Origin of the sequence: Vogesella sp. AC12, from assembly GCF_024437575.1 — a bacterium.
Taxonomy (GTDB): Bacteria; Pseudomonadota; Gammaproteobacteria; order Burkholderiales; family Chromobacteriaceae; genus Vogesella; species Vogesella indigofera.
In genome coordinates, this window is record NZ_JANFNU010000010.1 from 95,261 (window position 1) to 113,612 (window position 18,352).

The 18,352-nt window shown below is 65.9% G+C and carries 21 protein-coding genes; 17 read left to right on the forward strand and 4 right to left on the reverse strand.

The genetic code is table 11. The annotated features are described in order from the left end of the window. Positions 1-28: 28 nt before the first annotated feature. On the reverse strand, positions 29-349 hold the full coding sequence (yhbY, locus tag NOM55_RS14150) for a ribosome assembly RNA-binding protein YhbY (RefSeq protein WP_202902728.1): 321 nt from the start codon (positions 347-349) through the stop codon (positions 29-31). 94 nt (positions 350-443) lie between these two features. Here yhbY and rlmE point away from each other — a divergent pair, with 94 nt between their 5' ends. The 5 genes from rlmE to NOM55_RS14175 all read left to right on the forward strand — a co-directional run bounded on the left by rlmE (position 444) and on the right by NOM55_RS14175 (position 6,168). Then, positions 444-1,061 carry a 23S rRNA (uridine(2552)-2'-O)-methyltransferase RlmE gene (gene rlmE / locus NOM55_RS14155; protein WP_047966977.1) on the forward strand — a complete coding sequence of 206 codons (618 nt, stop codon included), beginning with the start codon at positions 444-446 and terminating at the stop codon, positions 1,059-1,061. A 70-nt stretch (positions 1,062-1,131) separates the two neighbouring features. Then, positions 1,132-3,039, forward strand: a complete 1,908-nt coding sequence (gene ftsH / locus NOM55_RS14160; protein WP_047966978.1) for an ATP-dependent zinc metalloprotease FtsH — start codon at positions 1,132-1,134, stop codon at positions 3,037-3,039. A gap of 65 nt (positions 3,040-3,104) precedes the next feature. Next, positions 3,105-3,935: a dihydropteroate synthase gene (gene folP, locus NOM55_RS14165; RefSeq protein ID WP_255909180.1), complete on the forward strand. Its 831-nt coding sequence runs from the start codon at positions 3,105-3,107 to the stop codon at positions 3,933-3,935. A 78-nt stretch (positions 3,936-4,013) separates the two neighbouring features. After that, positions 4,014-5,345: a phosphoglucosamine mutase gene (gene glmM / locus NOM55_RS14170; protein WP_255909182.1), complete on the forward strand. Its 1,332-nt coding sequence runs from the start codon at positions 4,014-4,016 to the stop codon at positions 5,343-5,345. A 178-nt stretch (positions 5,346-5,523) separates the two neighbouring features. Further along, positions 5,524-6,168 carry a DedA family protein gene (locus NOM55_RS14175; RefSeq protein WP_047966981.1) on the forward strand — a complete coding sequence of 215 codons (645 nt, stop codon included), beginning with the start codon at positions 5,524-5,526 and terminating at the stop codon, positions 6,166-6,168. A 48-nt stretch (positions 6,169-6,216) separates the two neighbouring features. Here the strand turns inward: NOM55_RS14175 and NOM55_RS14180 are convergent, their stop codons facing one another. Continuing rightward, the gene (locus NOM55_RS14180; RefSeq protein ID WP_047966982.1) at positions 6,217-6,543 is read right to left on the reverse strand and encodes an FKBP-type peptidyl-prolyl cis-trans isomerase; all 327 of its coding nucleotides are present in this window, start codon (positions 6,541-6,543) and stop codon (positions 6,217-6,219) included. Positions 6,544-6,747: 204 nt separating this feature from the next. Between NOM55_RS14180 and NOM55_RS14185 the strand changes: the two genes are divergently transcribed. From NOM55_RS14185 to NOM55_RS14235, 11 genes are all read left to right on the forward strand, one after another. After that, positions 6,748-7,476 carry a DUF2189 domain-containing protein gene (locus NOM55_RS14185; protein ID WP_255909184.1) on the forward strand — a complete coding sequence of 243 codons (729 nt, stop codon included), beginning with the start codon at positions 6,748-6,750 and terminating at the stop codon, positions 7,474-7,476. Between the two features lie 14 nt (positions 7,477-7,490). Then, on the forward strand, positions 7,491-8,441 hold the full coding sequence (locus NOM55_RS14190; protein ID WP_120809213.1) for a D-2-hydroxyacid dehydrogenase: 951 nt from the start codon (positions 7,491-7,493) through the stop codon (positions 8,439-8,441). 134 nt (positions 8,442-8,575) lie between these two features. Next, positions 8,576-9,886: an NAD(P)/FAD-dependent oxidoreductase gene (locus tag NOM55_RS14195; protein ID WP_255909185.1), complete on the forward strand. Its 1,311-nt coding sequence runs from the start codon at positions 8,576-8,578 to the stop codon at positions 9,884-9,886. Then, on the forward strand, positions 9,883-10,650 hold the full coding sequence (locus tag NOM55_RS14200; RefSeq protein WP_255909186.1) for a DUF1365 domain-containing protein: 768 nt from the start codon (positions 9,883-9,885) through the stop codon (positions 10,648-10,650). The genes NOM55_RS14195 and NOM55_RS14200 overlap by 4 nt, the downstream gene beginning before the upstream one ends. After that, on the forward strand, positions 10,647-11,867 hold the full coding sequence (locus NOM55_RS14205; protein ID WP_255909187.1) for a cyclopropane-fatty-acyl-phospholipid synthase family protein: 1,221 nt from the start codon (positions 10,647-10,649) through the stop codon (positions 11,865-11,867). The genes NOM55_RS14200 and NOM55_RS14205 overlap by 4 nt, the downstream gene beginning before the upstream one ends. Positions 11,868-11,901: 34 nt before the next feature. After that, positions 11,902-12,354: a chalcone isomerase family protein gene (locus NOM55_RS14210; protein WP_170152065.1), complete on the forward strand. Its 453-nt coding sequence runs from the start codon at positions 11,902-11,904 to the stop codon at positions 12,352-12,354. Further along, positions 12,351-13,592 carry an MFS transporter gene (locus NOM55_RS14215; protein ID WP_255909189.1) on the forward strand — a complete coding sequence of 414 codons (1,242 nt, stop codon included), beginning with the start codon at positions 12,351-12,353 and terminating at the stop codon, positions 13,590-13,592. Before NOM55_RS14210 ends, NOM55_RS14215 begins: the two co-directional genes overlap by 4 nt. Beyond that, positions 13,589-14,131, forward strand: coding sequence for a DUF3833 domain-containing protein (locus tag NOM55_RS14220; RefSeq protein ID WP_255909191.1), 543 nt, complete (start codon positions 13,589-13,591; stop codon positions 14,129-14,131). Before NOM55_RS14215 ends, NOM55_RS14220 begins: the two co-directional genes overlap by 4 nt. Beyond that, entirely contained in the window at positions 14,128-14,901 is a 774-nt protein-coding gene (locus NOM55_RS14225; RefSeq protein ID WP_255909192.1) for an SDR family NAD(P)-dependent oxidoreductase, read from the forward strand. Before NOM55_RS14220 ends, NOM55_RS14225 begins: the two co-directional genes overlap by 4 nt. After that, positions 14,898-15,311 carry a nuclear transport factor 2 family protein gene (locus NOM55_RS14230; protein WP_255909193.1) on the forward strand — a complete coding sequence of 138 codons (414 nt, stop codon included), beginning with the start codon at positions 14,898-14,900 and terminating at the stop codon, positions 15,309-15,311. Before NOM55_RS14225 ends, NOM55_RS14230 begins: the two co-directional genes overlap by 4 nt. A gap of 43 nt (positions 15,312-15,354) precedes the next feature. Next, positions 15,355-16,278, forward strand: a complete 924-nt coding sequence (locus NOM55_RS14235; protein WP_255909194.1) for a MerR family transcriptional regulator — start codon at positions 15,355-15,357, stop codon at positions 16,276-16,278. A gap of 226 nt (positions 16,279-16,504) precedes the next feature. On the opposite strand, the gene NOM55_RS14240 is transcribed toward NOM55_RS14235, so the two are convergent. Next, entirely contained in the window at positions 16,505-16,984 is a 480-nt protein-coding gene (locus tag NOM55_RS14240; protein WP_255909195.1) for a DUF1841 family protein, read from the reverse strand. A gap of 50 nt (positions 16,985-17,034) precedes the next feature. On the opposite strand from NOM55_RS14240, the gene NOM55_RS14245 reads away from it, so the two are divergent. Beyond that, positions 17,035-17,520: a glutathione peroxidase gene (locus NOM55_RS14245; RefSeq protein WP_255909196.1), complete on the forward strand. Its 486-nt coding sequence runs from the start codon at positions 17,035-17,037 to the stop codon at positions 17,518-17,520. A 72-nt stretch (positions 17,521-17,592) separates the two neighbouring features. Here the strand turns inward: NOM55_RS14245 and trmB are convergent, their stop codons facing one another. Then, positions 17,593-18,273 carry a tRNA (guanosine(46)-N7)-methyltransferase TrmB gene (trmB, locus tag NOM55_RS14250; RefSeq protein ID WP_255909197.1) on the reverse strand — a complete coding sequence of 227 codons (681 nt, stop codon included), beginning with the start codon at positions 18,271-18,273 and terminating at the stop codon, positions 17,593-17,595. Between the last annotated feature and the right edge of the window lie 79 nt (positions 18,274-18,352).

The window sequence follows — 18,352 nt, forward strand, 5'->3', positions numbered from 1 at the left end:
GTGACCGCCGCCCGCTAGCCGGCAACGCTCAAGGGCGTGCCTTGAGTGCCTTCTTGCTTTTCGGCAGGTCGATGCGCTTGGCCTCGGACGGGCGGAACAGCACCAGCAGCTTGCCGATGTGCTGCACTTGACCGGCGCCCAGATCGTTTGCAATCTGGTCATACATGGCCACGCGTGCCGCGCGGTCGTCGCCGAGAACGCGGACCTTGATCAGTTCGTGGGCGTCCAGGCTGACGGCGATTTCACGGATAACCGACTCGGTCAGGCCATTGTTGCCGATCATCACGACGGGGCTGAGCGAGTGGGCCAAACCCTTCAGATATTGGCGCTCGACTGGGGTCAGTTCGATTTTCATTGTGGCTTCAAGTTTCAGATTAAAAAACGATTTTACTAAACTTTAGGTCATTCCCCAAACGGCACATGCATTAATTACTGGAATCCACATGGCAAGAAGCAAGTCTAGCAACGCCTGGCTGCGTGAGCACGTCAACGATCACTATGTGCAAATGGCCCAAAAAGACGGCTATCGCGCACGCGCGGCGTACAAACTGCTGGAAATCAACGATAAGGACAAGCTGATCCGGCCGGGCACCGTGCTGGCCGATCTCGGCTCGGCGCCGGGCAGTTGGTCGCAGGTGGCGGCGCGTATCGTCGGCGACAACGGCAAGGTGTTTGCCATCGACATCCTGCCGATGGACCCGATCGCCGACGTCGCCTTCATCCAGGGCGACTTCCGTGACGACGAGGTGCTGGAGGAGTTCGTGACCATGCTCGGCGGGCGGCAGCTGGACCTTGTAATTTCCGATATGGCGCCCAATATCTCAGGGATGAGCGGGATTGACCAGGCCAGAAGCTTTCATCTGAATGAGCTGGCACTGGAATTTGTCCGTGACCATTTGAAACCCGGCGGCAGTTTTCTCGTCAAAGTGTTCCAGGGCAGTGATTTTCAGCCCTATCTGAAAGCCATGCGCGAGCTGTTTGGCGAAGTCGTAACGCGTAAACCCAAGGCCTCGCGCGACCGTTCCAGTGAAATCTACCTGCTGGGCAAAGACCGTCGCTGACAGTGCGACGTGCCGGGTTTACAATAGAAAAAACCATTTACCAAGTCAGGGCACATAGGAGCACGCTCTTGTGAACAATATCGGAAAAAACATCGCGATCTGGGTCATCATCGGTCTTGTACTGATGACTGTGTTCAACCAGTTTACCAAGCGCCAGGAAACCCAGAATCAGGTCGAGTATTCGCAATTCATGAGCGATGTGGAGTCCGGCAAGATTCAGACGGTGAGCATTGAAGGCAATCCGCTACGCGGCCAGTGGGTGCGCGGCAAGCGTACCGACGGCTCCAGTTTCAGCACCTATGCCCCGTTCGACGTGAAAATGGTGGACGTGCTGATCAAGAACAACGTGACCTTCTCCGCCAAGCCGGAAGAGGAACCGTCGATGCTGATGAGCATTTTCATCAGCTGGTTCCCGATGCTGCTGCTGATCGGGGTGTGGTTCTTCTTCATGCGCCAGATGCAGGGCGGCGGCAAGGGGGGGGCGTTCTCGTTCGGCAAGAGCAAGGCGCGCATGCTGGACCAGGACACCAACACCGTGACCTTTGCCGACGTGGCCGGTTGCGATGAAGCCAAGGAAGAGGTGAAGGAGATCGTCGACTACCTGCGCGATCCTTCCCGCTACCAGAGCCTGGGTGGCCGCATTCCGCGCGGCATCCTGCTCGCCGGTTCGCCGGGTACCGGTAAGACCCTGCTGGCCAAGGCCATCGCCGGTGAAGCCAAGGTGCCGTTCTTCAGCATTTCCGGTTCCGACTTCGTCGAAATGTTTGTCGGCGTCGGTGCTTCCCGCGTGCGCGACATGTTCGAGCAGGCGAAGAAGAACGCGCCGTGCATCATCTTCATAGACGAGATCGACGCCGTCGGTCGCCAGCGTGGCGCCGGCCTCGGTGGCGGCAACGACGAACGCGAACAGACCCTCAACCAGCTGCTGGTGGAAATGGACGGTTTCGAGACCAACCAGACGGTGATCGTGATCGCCGCCACCAACCGTCCGGACGTGCTGGACCCGGCGCTGCAGCGTCCCGGCCGTTTCGACCGCCAGGTGGTGGTGCCGCTGCCGGATATCCGCGGCCGCGAACAGATCCTGAACGTGCACATGCGCAAGGTACCGATTGCCGCCGACGTCGACGCGCAGATCATCGCGCGCGGTACGCCGGGCTTCTCCGGTGCCGACCTCGCCAACCTGGTCAACGAAGCCGCGCTGTTCGCCGCGCGCCGCAACAAGCGCCTAGTCGACATGCTGGATTTCGAATCCGCCAAGGACAAGATCATGATGGGCGCCGAGCGCAAGTCGATGGTGATGTCTGAGGACGAGAAAAAGAATACCGCCTACCACGAGTCCGGCCATGCGGTAGTGGCCAAGCTGCTGCCTAAGTCCGATCCGGTGCACAAGGTCACCATCATCCCGCGCGGCCGTGCGCTGGGGGTGACCATGCAGCTGCCGGAAGAAGACCGCTACGCCTACGACCGCGGTTACCTGATGGACCGCATCGCCATCCTGTTCGGCGGCCGCATCGCGGAAGAGCTGTTCATGAACCAGATGACTACCGGCGCCTCGAACGACTTCGAGCGTGCCACGCAGATGGCGCGCGACATGGTGACCCGCTACGGCATGTCCGACCGTCTCGGCCCGATGGTCTATGGCGAGAACGAGGGTGAGGTGTTCCTCGGCCGTTCGGTGACGACCCACAAGAACATGTCGGAAGCCACCATGCAGCAGGTGGATCAGGAAATCCGCCGCATCATCGACGAGCAGTACGCGCTGGCGCGCCGCCTGCTGGACGAGAACCGCGACAAGGTGGAGGCAATGACCGCCGCGCTGCTGGAGTGGGAAACCATCGATGCCGAGCAGATCAACGACATCATGGCCGGCAAGACGCCGCGTCCGCCGTCGCCGGGCGCCGGTTTCAACAAGCCGGACAGCAAGCCGCCGGCACCACCGGCACCAGAACCATCGGTGACGCCGGCACAAGAACTGTAAGGCAGGTCAGGTAAACAACAGGGTGTCAGTCCAGGCTGACACCCTGTTTTGCATTGGAGAAAGCTATGTCGGTTTTTGCCTGCGGCAGGTTCAGCCTGTCGCTCGAGCGCCCGCTGCTGATGGGCATTTTGAACGTGACGCCGGATTCCTTTTCCGATGGCGGCAGTTACAACCGGCTGGATGCGGCGCTGGCGCACGCCGAGCGCCTGCTGGCCGACGGTGCCGACATCCTTGACATCGGCGGCGAGTCGACACGACCGGGCGCGCCCTACGTCAGCCCGGAAGAGGAGCTGCAGCGGGTGCTGCCGCTACTGGAAAGGTTGGCCGCATTGCAGGTGCCGCTGTCGCTGGATACCCGGCGCACCTCGGTGATGCGCGCCGCGCTGCAGGCCGGTGCCGTCGACCTGATCAACGACGTGTCGGCGCTGGAGGACGACGGTGCGCTGGCGCTGGTGGCGGCGGCCAACGTCGGCATCTGCCTGATGCACAAGCAGGGCAATCCGGACACCATGCAGCAGCAGCCGGACTACGCCGATGTGGTACAGGAAGTCGGCAGCTACCTCGCCCGCCGCATCGAGCTGTGTCTGGCGCACGGCATCGCCCGCGACCGGCTGCTGGCCGATCCCGGCTTCGGTTTCGGCAAGACGCTGGAGCACAATCTCGACCTGCTGCGTGCGTTGCCGCAGCTGGAAGTACTGGCCGGCGCACCGCTGCTGGTCGGCATGTCGCGCAAGTCGATGCTGGGCGCCATCACTGGCGAGCAGCAGCCGGACCAGCGCCTCGGTGCCAGCGTGGCGGCGGCGTTGCTGGCGGCGCAGCGCGGTGCCAAGGTGATCCGCGTCCACGACGTGAAGGCCACGCACCAGGCGCTGCAGGTGTGGCAGGCGCTGGGCTGAAACCGGCTGCGGCGGCAGTTGCCCCCGCAAGCTGGTGGCGATGTAAAATCGGCAGGATAAAAGTCTGAAGGAACAATAATGAGCCGCAAATATTTTGGTACCGATGGTGTGCGTGGCGAAGTCGGCCAGTTTCCGATTACCCCCGATTTCGTGCTGCGCCTCGGCTATGCCGCCGGCAAGGTGCTGGTCGATCACGAGCGGCAGGAACACCCGACGGTGATCATCGGCAAGGACACCCGTATTTCCGGCTACATGCTGGAAGCGGCGCTGCAGGCCGGCCTCACCGCCGCCGGTGTCAACGTGCTGCTGACCGGGCCGCTGCCGACGCCGGGCATCGCCTACCTGACGCGCGCGCTGCGCCTGTCGGCTGGGGTGATGATTTCCGCGTCGCACAATCCGTATCAGGATAACGGCATCAAGTTCTTCGCCGAGGGCGGCAAGAAGCTGGACGACGCGCTGGAGCGCGAGATCGAGGCGATGCTGGATTCGCCGATGCAGACCAGCCCGTCGCGCGAGCTGGGCCGGGCGCGACGCATCGACGGTGCCGCCGACCGCTACATCGAATTCTGCAAGAGCACCTTCCCCAACGAGCGCAACCTGAAGGGCCTGAAGCTGGTCGTCGATTGCGCGCACGGCGCCACCTACCACATCGCACCGAAGGTATTCCACGAGCTGGGCGCCGAGGTGATCACCATCGGTGGCGAGCCGAACGGCTACAACATCAATGACGGTGTCGGTGCCACCCACACCGAGGCGATCAGCCAGGCGGTGCTGCAGCATGGTGCCGATCTCGGCATCTCGCTGGACGGCGACGGCGACCGGCTGATGATGGCCGACCGCCACGGCAAGGTCTACGACGGCGACCAGCTGATCTACGTGATCGCCAAGGCCCGTGCGGCGCGCGGCCAGCTTGGCGGCGGCGTGGTCGGCACGGTGATGACCAACCTGGCGATGGAGCTGGCCTTGCAGCAGCAGGGCATCGCCTTCGATCGCGCCAAGGTCGGCGACCGCTACGTGCTGGAGCTGCTGCACGAAAACGGCTGGCAGGTCGGCGGCGAGGCGTCCGGCCACGTGCTGTGCCTGGACAAGCACACCACCGGCGACGGCATCATCTCCAGCCTGCAGGTGCTGGCGGCGCTGGCCGAGCTGGACAGCGATCTGGCCACCATCTGCAACGACTGGCAGCCGTTCCCGCAGAAGATGATCAATGTGCGCCTCAATGGCCAGGACTGGCAGGCCGCCAGTGCCGCCAAGTACGCCGAGGCACAGCTGGCACTGGCCGGCCGAGGCCGCGTGGTGCTGCGTCCGTCCGGTACGGAACCGGTGGTGCGCGTGATGGTCGAAGCGGATGAACTGGCGCTGGCCGAGCAGTGGGCCGGCCAAATCGCCGCGGCGATCGAAGCGGCCTGACGGCGTACCGGCATCGGCGCAAGCCACCTGCGAAGGTGGCTTTGTTTTTGCCGTGGCGACCTAACCATAGTCAAGCAGGGCGCCACGGGGGCTGTGCTATGATGGCAGCCGCTCTCTGAACTGCTTCGCCTGGCCTTGCCGGAAGTACTTCGACCGATCAACAGCTTGTCAGGCCGACATGGATATCCTGCAGATTCTTCTCGATTTGTTCACGGGATATGGCTACTTTGCCGTATTCATCGTGTTGCTGGTGTGTGGTTTTGGTGTGCCGATTCCGGAGGATATTACCCTGGTTGCCGGCGGCATCATTTCCGGGCTGGGCTATACCGACGTGCACGTGATGTTCGCGGTGGGCATGGCCGGCGTGCTGTTCGGCGATGGCCTGATGTTCCTCGCCGGCCGCGTTTACGGCGACCGTGTGCTGCGCTTCAAACCGATTGCCAAGGTGATGACGCCGGAGCGTTTTGCCGCAGTACAGGAGAAGTTTGCCCGTTACGGCAACTGGGTGCTGTTCGTCGCCCGTTTCCTGCCCGGCCTGCGTTCGCCGATCTTCCTGACCGCCGGGCTGACACGGCGCATCCCGTACTGGCGTTTCCTGCTGATGGACGGTTTTGCCGCGCTGATCTCGGTGCCGGTGTGGGTGTATCTCGGCTATTTCGGTGCGCGCAACCACGAGTGGCTGATGCAGATGGTGCACCGTGGCCAGGCCGGCATCCTGATCGCCATCGCGCTGCTGGCGGTGGTGCTGGGCGGCTTCTACTGGCGCCACAAGCGGCGCGAGTCGAAAGCCCGGCGCAACGCCGAAGACCTGATCGCCAAATGAATAATGCCCCGCAGCGCGGGGCATTATTCATTGCCGGGTAAGGCGGGGTCAGCCGACCTGCAGCAGCTCGACCTCGAATACCAGGGTGGCGTGCGGCGGGATCACGCCGCCGGCACCGCGGGCGCCGTAGCCCAGCTCGGCCGGGATGGTCAGCTTGCGCTTGCCGCCGACCTTCATGCCCTGCACGCCCTGATCCCAGCCCTTGATCACGTAGCCTTCGCCCAGCACGAAGCTGAACGGCTGGTAGCGATCCTTGCTGGAATCGAATTTGGTGCCATCGGTCAGCCAGCCGGTGTAGTGCACGGTCACTTCCTGAGCGGCCACGGCTTCCGCGCCGTCGCCTACCAGCAGGTCTTCGATGATCAGTTCTGCCATGAGATGTCCTTGTTTTGCTGCATTAGCGAAAACGGCATTTTAACAGTCCGCTACCGCGCCGTCGAAATCTTGATATTGTCTTTGCCCTTCAATTGCTTATAAAGAGAAAGCGGAGCAGTTTTCGCCTACGACTTTATCTGACATAGGGGAATGGCAATGGACATTACTCATCTACCGTCTCATGAGCATATAGTGGTCAGGCATGTGACGCCCGATCAGCCGCTGCAGTGGCTGCGCCTGGGCTGGCAGGATTTGCGGCGCGCACCGGCGGATTCGCTGTTCTACGGCGCCGTGTTTGTGGTGATGGGCTTCTTGCTGAACATGTATTTCGACTTCGCACCACAGCACGTGATTACCCTGGCAACGCTGTTCCTGCTGGGCGGTCCGTTCCTCGCCATCGGCCTGTACGATATCGCGCGCCAACTGGAGGCACCGGGTAGCGGGCGGGTGACGCTGATGCACAGCATGACCGCGTGGCGCGTCAACATGCCGGGCTTTACCCTGTTTGCCGCCTTGCTCGCGGTGCTGGTGTTCGGCTGGTTCCGCGTTTCGCTGCTGATGTTCGCGCTGTTCTTCCAGGGTAGCGTGCCGTCGCTGGAGCAGCTGGTGGTCTCCGCCTTCACCGCCGAGAACCTGCCGTTCCTGATTGCCTACTTCGGCACCGGCTTCTTCTTTGCCGTGGCAGTGTTCGCGCTCAGCGTCTGCGCCATTCCGATGATGCTGGACAAGGAAGTCGATACCGTCACCGCGATGGTGATGAGCGTGCAGGCGGTGTATCGCAATTTGCTGACGATGCTGGTATGGGCGGCTATGATCGTGGTCCTGACCGCGATCGGTTTTGCTACCCAGTTCATCGGCCTGTTGCTCATCATGCCCCTGATCGGGCTGTCCAGCTGGCATGCCTATCGCGCCCTGATCAACTTCGAGCGCTAGCACCTGTCCATTTCATGAATCCTCACATCGTGTTTGTCGACCGGGACAGCTTGCCTGTCCCGGTGCCGTCTTGTGCCTTCCCGCACCGCTTCACCGCCTATCCGTCCACCAGCCGCGAGCAACTGCTGGCCCACTGTGCCGATGCCGACATCGTGATCAGCAACAAGGTCGCGTTCGACGCGGCCACGTTGGCCGCATTGCCGCGGCTGAAACTGCTGGCCATCGCCGCCACCGGTTACAACCACATCGATGTCGCCGCCTGTCGCGAGCGCGACATCGCGGTGTGCAACATCCGCCACTACGGCGACGACACCGTGGCGGAGCACGCCTTCATGCTGATGATGGCGCTGATGCGCAACCTGCCGGCCTACCAGCGCGATGTTGCCGCCGGGGTGTGGCAGCAGGCGGCGCAGTTCTGCCACTTCGGCGCGCCGATCCGCGACCTGCAGGGCGCGACGCTGGGCATCGTCGGCAGCGGCGGCATCGGCCAGGCGATGGCGCAGCGCGCGCGGGCCTTCGGCATGCGCGTGCAGTTTGCCGAGCGCAAGGGCGCGGCCACGGTGCGCGACGGCTACGTGGCGTTTGACGCGCTGCTGGCCAGCTCCGACGTGATCTCGCTGCACTGCCCGCTGAACGACGACACCCGCAACCTGATCGCGCAGCCGGAGCTGATGGCGATGAAGCCGGGCGCGGTGCTGATCAACACCGCGCGCGGCGGGCTGGTGGACGAGGAGGCGCTGGTGGCGGCGCTGAAATTCGGCCAGCTCGGCGGCGCCGGCTTCGACGTGCTGTCGGTGGAGCCGCCGCGCGACGGCAATCCGCTGCTGAAGGCGCGTCTGCCGCACCTGATCGTGACACCGCACGTCGGCTGGGCCAGCGGCGAGGCGATGGCCAGGCTGGCGGCGCAGCTGGTCAGCAATATCGAGGCCTGGCAGCGCGGCGAACGGCAGCACCGGCTGGACTGAGCCGGCGCTCATGTGGTGGACAAAGCCTGACGATGTCAGGCTTTTTTGTTGAACTTTCTATTTTTGTACAGGACAAACATTTGACAATCAGTTGTGATTGACCGATAACGCACTATCGATAAAGGACTGACATCATGAAAATTGCGGTGGTGGGTGCCGGCATTGCCGGCTTGTCCTCGGCCTGGCTGTTGAGCCGGGCCGGACACCAGGTGGTGCTGTTCGAGGCTGCGGCCTACGCCGGCGGCCACAGCAACACCGTCGATGTTGAGCTGGAAGGCCTCCGCGCGCCGGTGGACACCGGCTTCCTGGTGCACAACGATCGCACCTATCCCAACCTGATCCGCCTGTTTGCGCTGCTGGGGGTGCCGGTGCGTGCCAGCGAGATGACCTTTTCGGTGGTGTTGGAGCAGGAGAACGTGGAGTGGGCCGGCAGCAGTCTGGCCACGCTGTTCGCGCAGAAGCGCAACCTGTTGCGGCCAACCTTCTGGCGCATGGTCGGCGACATCCTGCGCCTGCACCGGCTGGCGCCGCGGCTGCAGCACGAAAGCCGCGACAGCGGCGAGACGCTGGGGCAGATCCTCGATCGTTACCGCTTCAGCGCGGCGCTGCGCGACTGGTATCTGCTGCCGATGGGGGCCGCGATCTGGTCCAGCTCCACCCGCGACATGGCCGCTTTCCCGGCCTCGACCTTCTTCGATTTCTGTGCCAACCACGGCCTGATGCAGATACTGGACCGGCCGCAGTGGAAGACGGTGCAGGGCGGCTCGCGCGAGTACGTACGGCGCATGGTGGCCGGCATCGGCGACGTGCGGCTGTCGTCGCCGGTGCACCGGGTACGCCGCGACGAGCGCGGCGTGACGCTGTGCCGCCGCCACGGCGAGGAGCACTTCGAGCAGCTGGTGCTGGCCTGCCACAGCGACCAGGCGCTGGCGCTGCTCGGCGACGCCAGCGACGGCGAACGGGCGCTCTTGTCGCAGCTGCGTTACCAGCCCAACCGCGCGGTGCTGCACACCGACGCCTCCTTCCTGCCGGCGCGGCGCCAGGCGTGGGCAGCGTGGAATTACCGCATGGGCGAGGGCGGGCCGTCGTCGCAGCCGGTGATGGTCAGCTACCTGCTCAACCAGCTGCAGGGGCTGCCGTTCCGCAGCCCGGTGATCGTGACGCTGAACCCCTACCGCGAGCCGCAGGGCAAACTGGCGGAGTTCGACTACGCCCACCCGCTGTTCGACCGCGTCGCCATCGCCGCGCAGCAGTCGCTGGCGACGATCCAGGGCCGCCAGCGCACCTGGTTTGCCGGCGCGTGGGCCGGCTACGGCTTCCACGAGGACGGTCTCAAGGCCGGCATGGCGGTGGCGCAGGCGCTCGGCGCGCCGATCCCGTGGGACATCAGCGTGCCGCTGGCCGCGCAGCCGCTGCAACCGCAGCCGGCGGTGATCGCGCCATGACCGCGTTCACCGTCTACCGCGGCCACGTCTGGCACGGCCGCAGCGCGCCGACCCGCCACCAGTTCAGCTACCGCCACGCCTGGCTGGCGCTGACGCTGCTGCCGGGGCAGCCGGAGCCGGCCAGCATCCGCCTGGCGCCGGGGGTGAGCTGGCAGCGCCGCCGCCACGGCCCGCGCGACGGCTCGCCGCTGCTGCCGTGGCTGACGGCAAGGTTGGCCGCAAGCGGGGTGCGCGACATCGCGCGCATCGAGCTGCACACCCTGCCCAGCCTGTGCGGCTACGTGTTCAACCCGGTCAGCTTCTACCTGGTGTTCGATGCCGCCGCCACGCTGCGTGCGGTGTGGGTCGAGGTCAGCAACACCTTCGGCCAGCATCACGACTACTGCCTGCACCACCCCGACCATCGTGCCATCGGCAGCCGCGACCTGCTGACCACCGGCAAGGCGCTGCAGGTGTCGCCGTTCTTCCGGGTGGAGGGCAGCTACCGCTTCCGCTTCCTGCGCGCGGCGGACGGCCGCTTCGCGGTGCGCATCGAGTACCGCCGCGACGACGAGCACAACGACTTCGTCGCCACCCAGCAGGGCACGCCGGTGCCGTACTCGCCGGCGCGGCTGTGGCAGCTGCTGCTGGCCACCGGCCTGCTCGCCGTCGCGGTGTGGGCGCGCATCCACTGGCAGGCGCTGCGGCTGTGGCGCAAGAAAGTCCCGTTTTTCGGTAAAGATGGCCACGCGGCCAGCTCGGTTTCTCCCGGAGAGTTGTCATGAATTCATCCTCGCGTACCCTCGCTTCCCCGCTGCCCTTGCGCGTACCGCTGCTGGTACGCCCGCTGCTGCTGGCGCTGTCGCGCCTGCAGTACGGCGAGCTGACGCTACTCACCCCCGACGGCGGCAGCTACCTGTTCCGCGGCGCTCATCCCGGCCCGCAGGCACAGCTGCAGGTCTACGACTGGCGCGCGTTGCGCCGCATCGTGCTGGCCGGCGACATCGGCCTTGCCGAGGCCTGGCGTGACGGCTGGCTGACGTCGCCGGACTGGACGTCGCTGCTGCAGCTGGCGCTGGCCAACGAGGCCGCCTTCGAGCAGGCGATCCACGGCAGCTGGCTGGGCACCGCCGGCTACTGGCTGAAGCACCTGACGCGCGCCAATACCCGCCGTGGCAGCCGCCGCAACATCCACGCCCACTACGACATCGGCAACGACTTCTACCGGCTATGGCTGGACCCGGGCATGACCTATTCCGCCGCCATTTTCAGTGGCGAGGCCGGGCAAACGTTGGCCGCAGCGCAGGAGGCCAAGTACGAACGCATCCTGGCGCGGCTCGATGCGCAGCCGGGGCAGCGCATCCTGGAGATCGGCTGCGGCTGGGGCGGCTTTGCCGAGTACGCGATCCGCAGCCGCGGTGTGCACGTCACCGGCGTGACCCTGTCGCCGTCGCAGCTGGAATGGGCGCAGCAAAGGTTGGCCGCAGCCGGGCTGGCGCAGCAGGCCGATCTGCGGCTGCAGGATTACCGCGACATCGACGGCCAGTTCGACCACATCGTGTCGATCGAGATGCTGGAGGCGGTCGGCGCGCGCTGGTGGCCGCGCTACTTCCGCACCCTGCACGACCGCCTCAAGCCCGGCGGCCGGGCGATGGTGCAGGTGATCACCATCGGCGACGACTACTTCGCGCGCTACCAGCGCGGCACCGACTTCATCCAGCAGTTCATCTTCCCCGGCGGCATGCTGCCGTCGCCGGCGGCGCTGGACCGCGAGATCGCCGGTGCCGGGCTGCAGCTGGCGGAGCGCTACACCTTTGGCCGCGACTACGCCGAGACGCTGCGGCGCTGGTTGCATGATTTCAACGCCGCGCTGCCGCAGGTGTATGGCCAGGGCTTCGATCAGGCGTTCGTGCGCCTGTGGCAGTTCTACCTGCACTACTGCATCGCCGGCTTCGACGCGGGACGCACCGATGTCTGCCAACTGGAAATCCGTCGCCGCTAGCGTGGCACTGCTTGTCGCACAGATGGGAAATGCCATGGCACTGCCGGCAGAACTGAACGGTTTGCAACTGCGCGGCCAGGGCACGCTGCGCTGGTTCGGCTTCAAGCTGTACGACTCGGCGCTGTACACCCCGGCGGCGCAGCCCTTCCAGTGGGCGCGGCCGTTCGCGCTGGAGATCCGCTACGCGCGCAGCATTGCCGGCGCCAAGCTGGTGGAAACCAGCCTCGAGGAAATGCTGCGCTACGGCATGCCGGAGCGCGTCCGTGCGGCGTGGGCCGAGCACATGCGGCGCGCCTTTCCCGACGTAAAGGAGGGCGACGTGCTGCTCGGCGCCATGGACGGCGCGGTGGTGCGCTTCTGGCTCAACGGCCGCCTGACCCACCGCATCGACGACCCGCTGTTCGGGCAGCTGTTTTTCCGCATCTGGCTGGATCCGGCATCGCGGGCGCCGGCGGTGCGCGAGCAGCTGCTGGGTGGCCGCGGATGAACGCGCTGAGCACGCGCCAGCTGGCACTGAGCGGCCTCGGCGGCCTGCCGCTGGCGATGGTGGCGCTGCCGCTGTACGTGCACACCCCGGCGCTGTACGCCGCCGATTTCGGCGTGGCGCTGGCCAGCCTCGGCTGGGTGCTGCTGCTGGCGCGGCTGTTCGATACCGCCATCGACCCGCTGCTCGGGCTGTGGCAGGACCGCCTGTCGCCGGCCCGCGCGCGCGCGCTGTTGCTGCTGGCCGCCGGCGGCGGCCTAGCCGGTTTTGGCTGGCTGGTGATGCCGCAGCGCGACTGGCCGCTGCTGCCGCAACTGGCCGCCGCGCTGCTGCTGGTGTACTTGGCGCACGGCTGGCTGAGCATCGCGCTGCTGCGCTACGGCGCGGCGCTGTGGCCCAGCGTGCACGGCCGCTCGCGGGTGGCGGCGTGGCGCGAGGGCTGGGCGCTGCTCGGCGTGCTGCTGGCGGCGGCCCTGCCGGCAACGTTGGCCGCCCGCCACGGCCAGCAGTACGCGATGCAGGTACTGGCAGCGCTGCTGTTGCTGTGTAGCTTGGTTTGCCTGTGGCTGTTGCGCCGCGCGCCGGCGGCGTTGCCGTTGACCACAGGCCGTACGGCGCCGCACTGGCGCCAGCTGTGGCGTGACGCCGCCTTCCGCCGCGTGCTGCTGGTGCTGCTGCTCAACGCCACCGCGATGGCGATTCCGGCGACGCTGCTCAATTTCTACATCGCCGACCTGCTGCGCACGCCGGCGCTGGCCGGGCTGTTCCTGCTGCTGTACTTCCTCGCCGCGGTGCTGTCGCTGCCGCTGTGGGTACGCCTCGCCGACCGCATCGGCCGCGTCGCCGCCTGGCGCGGCGGCATGCTGCTGGCGCTGCTGGTGTTCTTGCCGGTGCTGGGGCTGGGCGAGGGGCAGGGCGGGCTGTTCGCGGTGGTGTGCCTGCTGACGGGCGCGGCGCTGGGCGCCGATCTGGCCTTTGGCTGCGCGCTGGTGGCCGACGTGCTCGGCGAACGCGTCGCGGCGCAGGGCGGTGCCGCCTTCGGCGCGGTGTCGATGATGAACAAGCTGGCGCTGGCCTGTGCCGCCGGCCTCGCACTGCCGCTGGCGGCGCAGCTGGGCTACCAGCCCGGTGGCGACGCCTCGGCGCTGCCGTGGCTGTATGCCGGCCTGCCGGCGCTGTTCAAGCTGGCGGCCTGCCTGGCCCTGCCACCGGCAGCAATCTTCTCGGGAGCAAGAACATGATCCGGATACTGAAAGCCGCCGTGCTGGCGGCGTTGTGCGGGCTGTTGGCGGCGTGTTCCAGCGCCAGCATCGACGACTACCGCGGCACGCGGCCAGGCTTTGACCTGAAAACGTATTTCAACGGCCCGGTGACGGCGCAGGGCATGTTCCAGGACCGCAGCGGCAAGGTGCTGCGCCGCTTCAGCGTGCAGATGAGCGGCAGCTGGCAGGCCGACCGCGGCGTGCTGGACGAGCACTTTACTTACGATGATGGCGAAAAACAGCGCCGGGTGTGGACGCTGCAAAAGCTGCCCGATGGCCGCTACAGCGGCACCGCCAGCGACGTGGTGGGGCAGGCCAGCGGCCGCAGCGAAGGCTTTGCGCTGTTCTGGGACTACACGCTGCGCCTGCCGGTGGACGGCACGGTGTACGAGGTACGTTTTGACGACTGGATGTATCAGCTGGACGAGCACACGGTGCTGAACCGCTCGGTGATGAGCAAGTGGGGCGTGCGCCTCGGCGAAGTCACGCTGATGTTCCGCAAGGGGGCGCAGCCGTGAGCCTGAACCCCAAGCTGCAGGACTGGCACAACCGCCGGGTATGGCTGGTCGGCGCCGGCCACGGCATCGGCGCGGCGCTGGCGCGCGAGCTGCACCGCCTCGGTGCCTGGGTGGCGCTGTCCGGCCGCCACGAGGCGGCGCTGCGCGAGGTCGCCAGCGGCCATGAGCGGATGTGGCTGCTGCCGCTGGACGTGACCCGCCCCGAGGACTGGCAGCGCTGCCGCGACCAGTTGCTGCAGCAGTGGCAGGGCATCGACCTGGTGGTGATGCTGGCCGGCGACTACACCCCGCTGCGCGCCTGGCAGCTGACGCCGGAGCTGGCGCGGCGCATGGTCGACGTCAACCTGCTGGGGGTGATGTACGGCAGCGCGGCGCTGGTGCCGCAGCTGATGGCGCAGTCCGGCGGCGCCATCGCGCTGGTGGCCAGCGTCGCCGGCTGGGGCGGCATGCCCAACGGCCTGGTGTACGGCGCCACCAAGGCGGCGGTGAACCACTTCGCGCAGACGCTGTACCTCGACCTGCACCGCCACGGCATCGGCGTGCACGTGATCAACCCCGGCTTTGTCGCCACCCGCCTCACCGCGCAGAACGAGTTTGCGATGCCGGCACTGCTGACGCCGGAGGCGGCGGCGCAGCAGATCGTGCGCGGCTTTGCCCGCGGCGAGTTCGACATCCATTTCCCGAAGCGCTTCTCGTGGCCGCTGAAGTTGGCCGCACTGTTGCCCTACCGCCTGTATTTCTGGCTCGCCCACAAGATTACCGGACTATGAATGACTCTCTTGCCCGCCATCTGGACTGGTTTGCCTCGCTGTCGCCAGCGACGCTGGAAGACATCGACGCCGTCTATGCCGAGTCGGCCACTTTCCGCGATCCGTTCCAGGCGCTGCACGGCCGTACCGCGATCAAGGCGCTGTACGCGCGCATGTTCCAGCGGCTGCAGGCGCCGCGCTTCGTGATCGGCACGGTGGTGGCGCAGGGCGACCAGGCCTTCGTCAGCTGGGATTTCAGCTTCGTGCTGCTCGGCCGGACGCAGCAGATCCACGGCGGCACGCTGCTGACCCTCGCCGCCGACGGCCGCATCGCCGCGCACCGCGACTACTGGGATGCGGCGGAAGGGGTGTACGAAAAACTGCCGCTCATCGGTGCCTTGCTGCGTGTGATCAAACGGCGCATGGCATAATGCGGGCCTTGTCGATGTCTTGTCGGGACGCCAGGTTGTACAAATGATGAACGAAGACTCTGCCCTGAGCGATGGCGGCCTGCCCATCGCCGCCGTCGAACGCGAAACCGGCATCCCCAAGGACCTGTTGCGGATGTGGGAGCGCCGCTACGGCTTTCCGCAGCCGGCGCGCGATGCCGCCGGCGACCGCCTGTACAACGCGGCGCAGGTCGGCAAGCTGAAGCAGGTGCGGCGGCTGATGGATCTCGGCTTCCGCCCCGGCAAACTGGTCGGGCAGAGCATGGCGCAGCTGGAGGCGCTGGCGCTGGCGCACACCCCGGCGCGGGTGGTGCCGGATGTCTGTGCCGGCCTGATCGACGCGCTGAGCGGCCACGACGCGCTGGCGGTGCGCGAGCTGCTGCGCCACCGCCTGTTCGAGCTCGGCCTGCGCCACTTCATCTGCGATTTTCTGACGGCGGCCAACCAGCTGGTCGGCGAGGCGTGGATGCGCGGCGAGCTGCGTGTGCACGAGGAACACCTGTACTCGGAAGAGATCAAGCGCGTGCTGCGCGAGACCCTGGCCGGCATCCCTTCCGGCCAGCAGTCGCCGCGGGTGATGCTGACCACCTGTCCCGGCGAGCTGCACCTGATCGGGCTGCTGATGGTGGAAGCGCTGCTGCGCCTGGCCGGCTGCGACGCAATCGCCTTCGGCGCGCAGATGCCGCTGTCCGACATCGCCAGCGCAGCGCAGAAGCACCGCGTCGACGTGGTGGTGCTGTCCTTTTCCGCCTCCTACGAGACCAGTCCGCAGGCGGATGTCGCGCTGCTGGACACGCTGCTGCCGGCCGGCGTCGAGCTGTGGCTCGGCGGTGCCGGCTGCCGCGGCCTGAAACGGCTGCCGCCGCGTGCCACCTTGCTGACGCTGGACCAGCTCGACGCCAGCGTCGGCCGCTGGCGCGAACGGCAGCCGCCTGCAATTGCCGTTTGAAAAAGGCGGCGACCTTGGCCATAACAAAGAGGCCATCACGGCATGTTGCCGGATGGCCTTGGGGTGGTGGCAGCGCGGCCGGTCTCAGAACGTGTTCACGATCTCGCGAGCTAGAGCGAGACAAGGCAAAAACGGCTGAGGAAGCGGCGTTTAACTGGAATAAACAAGCATTCTGAAGCCGTTTTTAACGCGGTACGCCTGCGCACAGCAGATCGTGAACAGGTTCTCAGTCGTCCATGTCTTTCAGGTTCTTGCGCGGGGTGTCTTCCGGATCCTGCCCCAGCTTGCCGCGGATACAGGACAGGTACACGTTGACATCCGGCCCGCCGCCGTAACGCTGCGCCTGCCAGATCATCTCGCCGAGGCAGTCCAGCACCTCGTGCTGCGCGTCGTGCTCGCTGCCGGTCTGCAGCAACAGCTGCTGGTACAGCGCGCGGATGCCGGGCGGCTGGTCGATCGACAGCTGCTCTTCCAGCGCCAGGTGCATGCCCATGTGCAGGAAGGGGTTGGTTTCGCCTTGCTCTGGCATCCACTCGCGCTCGGCGTACTGTTGCGGACGGTTGAGCAGGTCGTGGTATTCCGGATGCAGCATGATCACGCTGAACAGCAGCTTCTCCAGATCGGTCAGCGGCTGACCGGCCTGTTGCTTCTGCCAGGTATCGAAAAAGAAACGGCGGGCATCCTGTCGGCTGGGTGCGAACATCATGGTTGACTGATTTACTCGGAAAAGCAGCATTATACGGATGGAGACCCACCATGACCACGATTGCGGACTTTGCGGCCAACCTTGGCGATGGCCTGTTGCAACCCCTGGCGCAGTACCGCGGCCAGGTGCTGCTGATCGTCAACACCGCCAGCGAATGCGGCTACACCCGGCAGTATGCCGGCCTGCAGGAGCTGCACAGCACCTATCAGGGACAGGGCTTCAGCGTGCTGGGCTTTCCCTGCAACCAGTTCGGCGGCCAGGAGCCGGGTGACGCCGGCGCGATCCGTGATTTCTGCGTCAGCCGTTTCGGCGTCAGCTTCCCGCTGTTCGAGAAGGGTGATGTCAATGGCGCGGGCGCCAGCCCGCTGTGGCACTGGCTGACCGGCGCCGACGGCAAGCATCCGCATCCGGTGAAGTGGAACTTCACCAAGTTCCTGATCGACCGCAAGGGGCGGCTGGTGAAACGCTACGAGCCGGCGGCGGAGCCGCACGACATCGCCGGCGACATCGAGGCGCTGCTGCAGGCCGCCGCCTGAGTCGCGGCGCCACAAAACACTGCGGCCAACCTTGAGCACAAGGTTGGCCGCAGTGTCATGCCGGCAAGGTGCTTACTTGCGGGTAAAGATCACATCCCATACGCCGTGGCCGAGGCGGATGCCGCGCGCCTCGAACTTGGTCAGCGGGCGGTAGTCCGGACGCGGCGCGTAGCCGTCGGCGCTGTTGGCCAGCTCGGCATTGGCACTGAACACTTCCATGATCTGGATGGCGTAGTCTTCCCAGTCGGTGGCGGCGTGCAGGTAGCCGCCCGGTTTCAGCTTGCGTACCAGTTTCTCCACCAGCGGCGCCTGGATCAGGCGGCGCTTGTTGTGGCGCTTCTTGTGCCACGGATCGGGGAAGAAGATGTGCACGCCGTCCAGCGAGCCGTCCGGCAGCATGTTGTCCAGCACTTCCACCGCATCGTGGCGGATCAGGCGCAGGTTGCTGAGATTCTGCTCGTCGATCAGCTTGAACAGGTTACCCACCCCCGGCGAGTGCACCTCGATGCCGAGGTAGTCCTTGTCCGGATTGCCGGCGGCGATTTCGGCAGTGGCGCCGCCCATGCCGAAGCCGATTTCCAGGATTTTCGGGGCCGCGCGGCCGAAGGCCTGCTGCAGGTCGAGCTGCGCCGCCTGGTACTCGATGCCCCATTTCGGCATGCCTTCGTCGATGGCGCGCTGCTGCGCAGGAGACAGGTGGCCCTGACGCAGCACGAAGCTGCGAATGGCGCGGTTGAAGGCCGGATTTTCCATGGTCGTCACTCAAAAACTGCAAAAAGATCGCGATGTTACCGAATCTTGGCCGCCAGCGGTAGGGCTGCGCCACCGGCAC

Bases quoted from the DNA above. Each gene is read 5' to 3' on its own strand.
- rlmE (WP_047966977.1), top strand. From the start codon at position 444: ATGGCAAGAAGCAAGTCTAGCAACGCCTGGCTGCGTGAGCACGTCAAC.
- folP (WP_255909180.1), top strand. From the start codon at position 3,105: ATGTCGGTTTTTGCCTGCGGCAGGTTCAGCCTGTCGCTCGAGCGCCCG.
- glmM (WP_255909182.1), top strand. From the start codon at position 4,014: ATGAGCCGCAAATATTTTGGTACCGATGGTGTGCGTGGCGAAGTCGGC.
- NOM55_RS14175 (WP_047966981.1), top strand. From the start codon at position 5,524: ATGGATATCCTGCAGATTCTTCTCGATTTGTTCACGGGATATGGCTAC.
- NOM55_RS14180 (WP_047966982.1), bottom strand. From the start codon at position 6,543: ATGGCAGAACTGATCATCGAAGACCTGCTGGTAGGCGACGGCGCGGAA.
- NOM55_RS14190 (WP_120809213.1), top strand. From the start codon at position 7,491: ATGAATCCTCACATCGTGTTTGTCGACCGGGACAGCTTGCCTGTCCCG.
- NOM55_RS14195 (WP_255909185.1), top strand. From the start codon at position 8,576: ATGAAAATTGCGGTGGTGGGTGCCGGCATTGCCGGCTTGTCCTCGGCC.
- NOM55_RS14200 (WP_255909186.1), top strand. From the start codon at position 9,883: ATGACCGCGTTCACCGTCTACCGCGGCCACGTCTGGCACGGCCGCAGC.
- NOM55_RS14205 (WP_255909187.1), top strand. From the start codon at position 10,647: ATGAATTCATCCTCGCGTACCCTCGCTTCCCCGCTGCCCTTGCGCGTA.
- NOM55_RS14210 (WP_170152065.1), top strand. From the start codon at position 11,902: ATGGCACTGCCGGCAGAACTGAACGGTTTGCAACTGCGCGGCCAGGGC.
- NOM55_RS14215 (WP_255909189.1), top strand. From the start codon at position 12,351: ATGAACGCGCTGAGCACGCGCCAGCTGGCACTGAGCGGCCTCGGCGGC.
- NOM55_RS14220 (WP_255909191.1), top strand. From the start codon at position 13,589: ATGATCCGGATACTGAAAGCCGCCGTGCTGGCGGCGTTGTGCGGGCTG.
- NOM55_RS14230 (WP_255909193.1), top strand. From the start codon at position 14,898: ATGAATGACTCTCTTGCCCGCCATCTGGACTGGTTTGCCTCGCTGTCG.
- NOM55_RS14235 (WP_255909194.1), top strand. From the start codon at position 15,355: ATGATGAACGAAGACTCTGCCCTGAGCGATGGCGGCCTGCCCATCGCC.
- NOM55_RS14240 (WP_255909195.1), bottom strand. From the start codon at position 16,984: ATGATGTTCGCACCCAGCCGACAGGATGCCCGCCGTTTCTTTTTCGAT.
- NOM55_RS14245 (WP_255909196.1), top strand. From the start codon at position 17,035: ATGACCACGATTGCGGACTTTGCGGCCAACCTTGGCGATGGCCTGTTG.
- trmB (WP_255909197.1), bottom strand. From the start codon at position 18,273: ATGGAAAATCCGGCCTTCAACCGCGCCATTCGCAGCTTCGTGCTGCGT.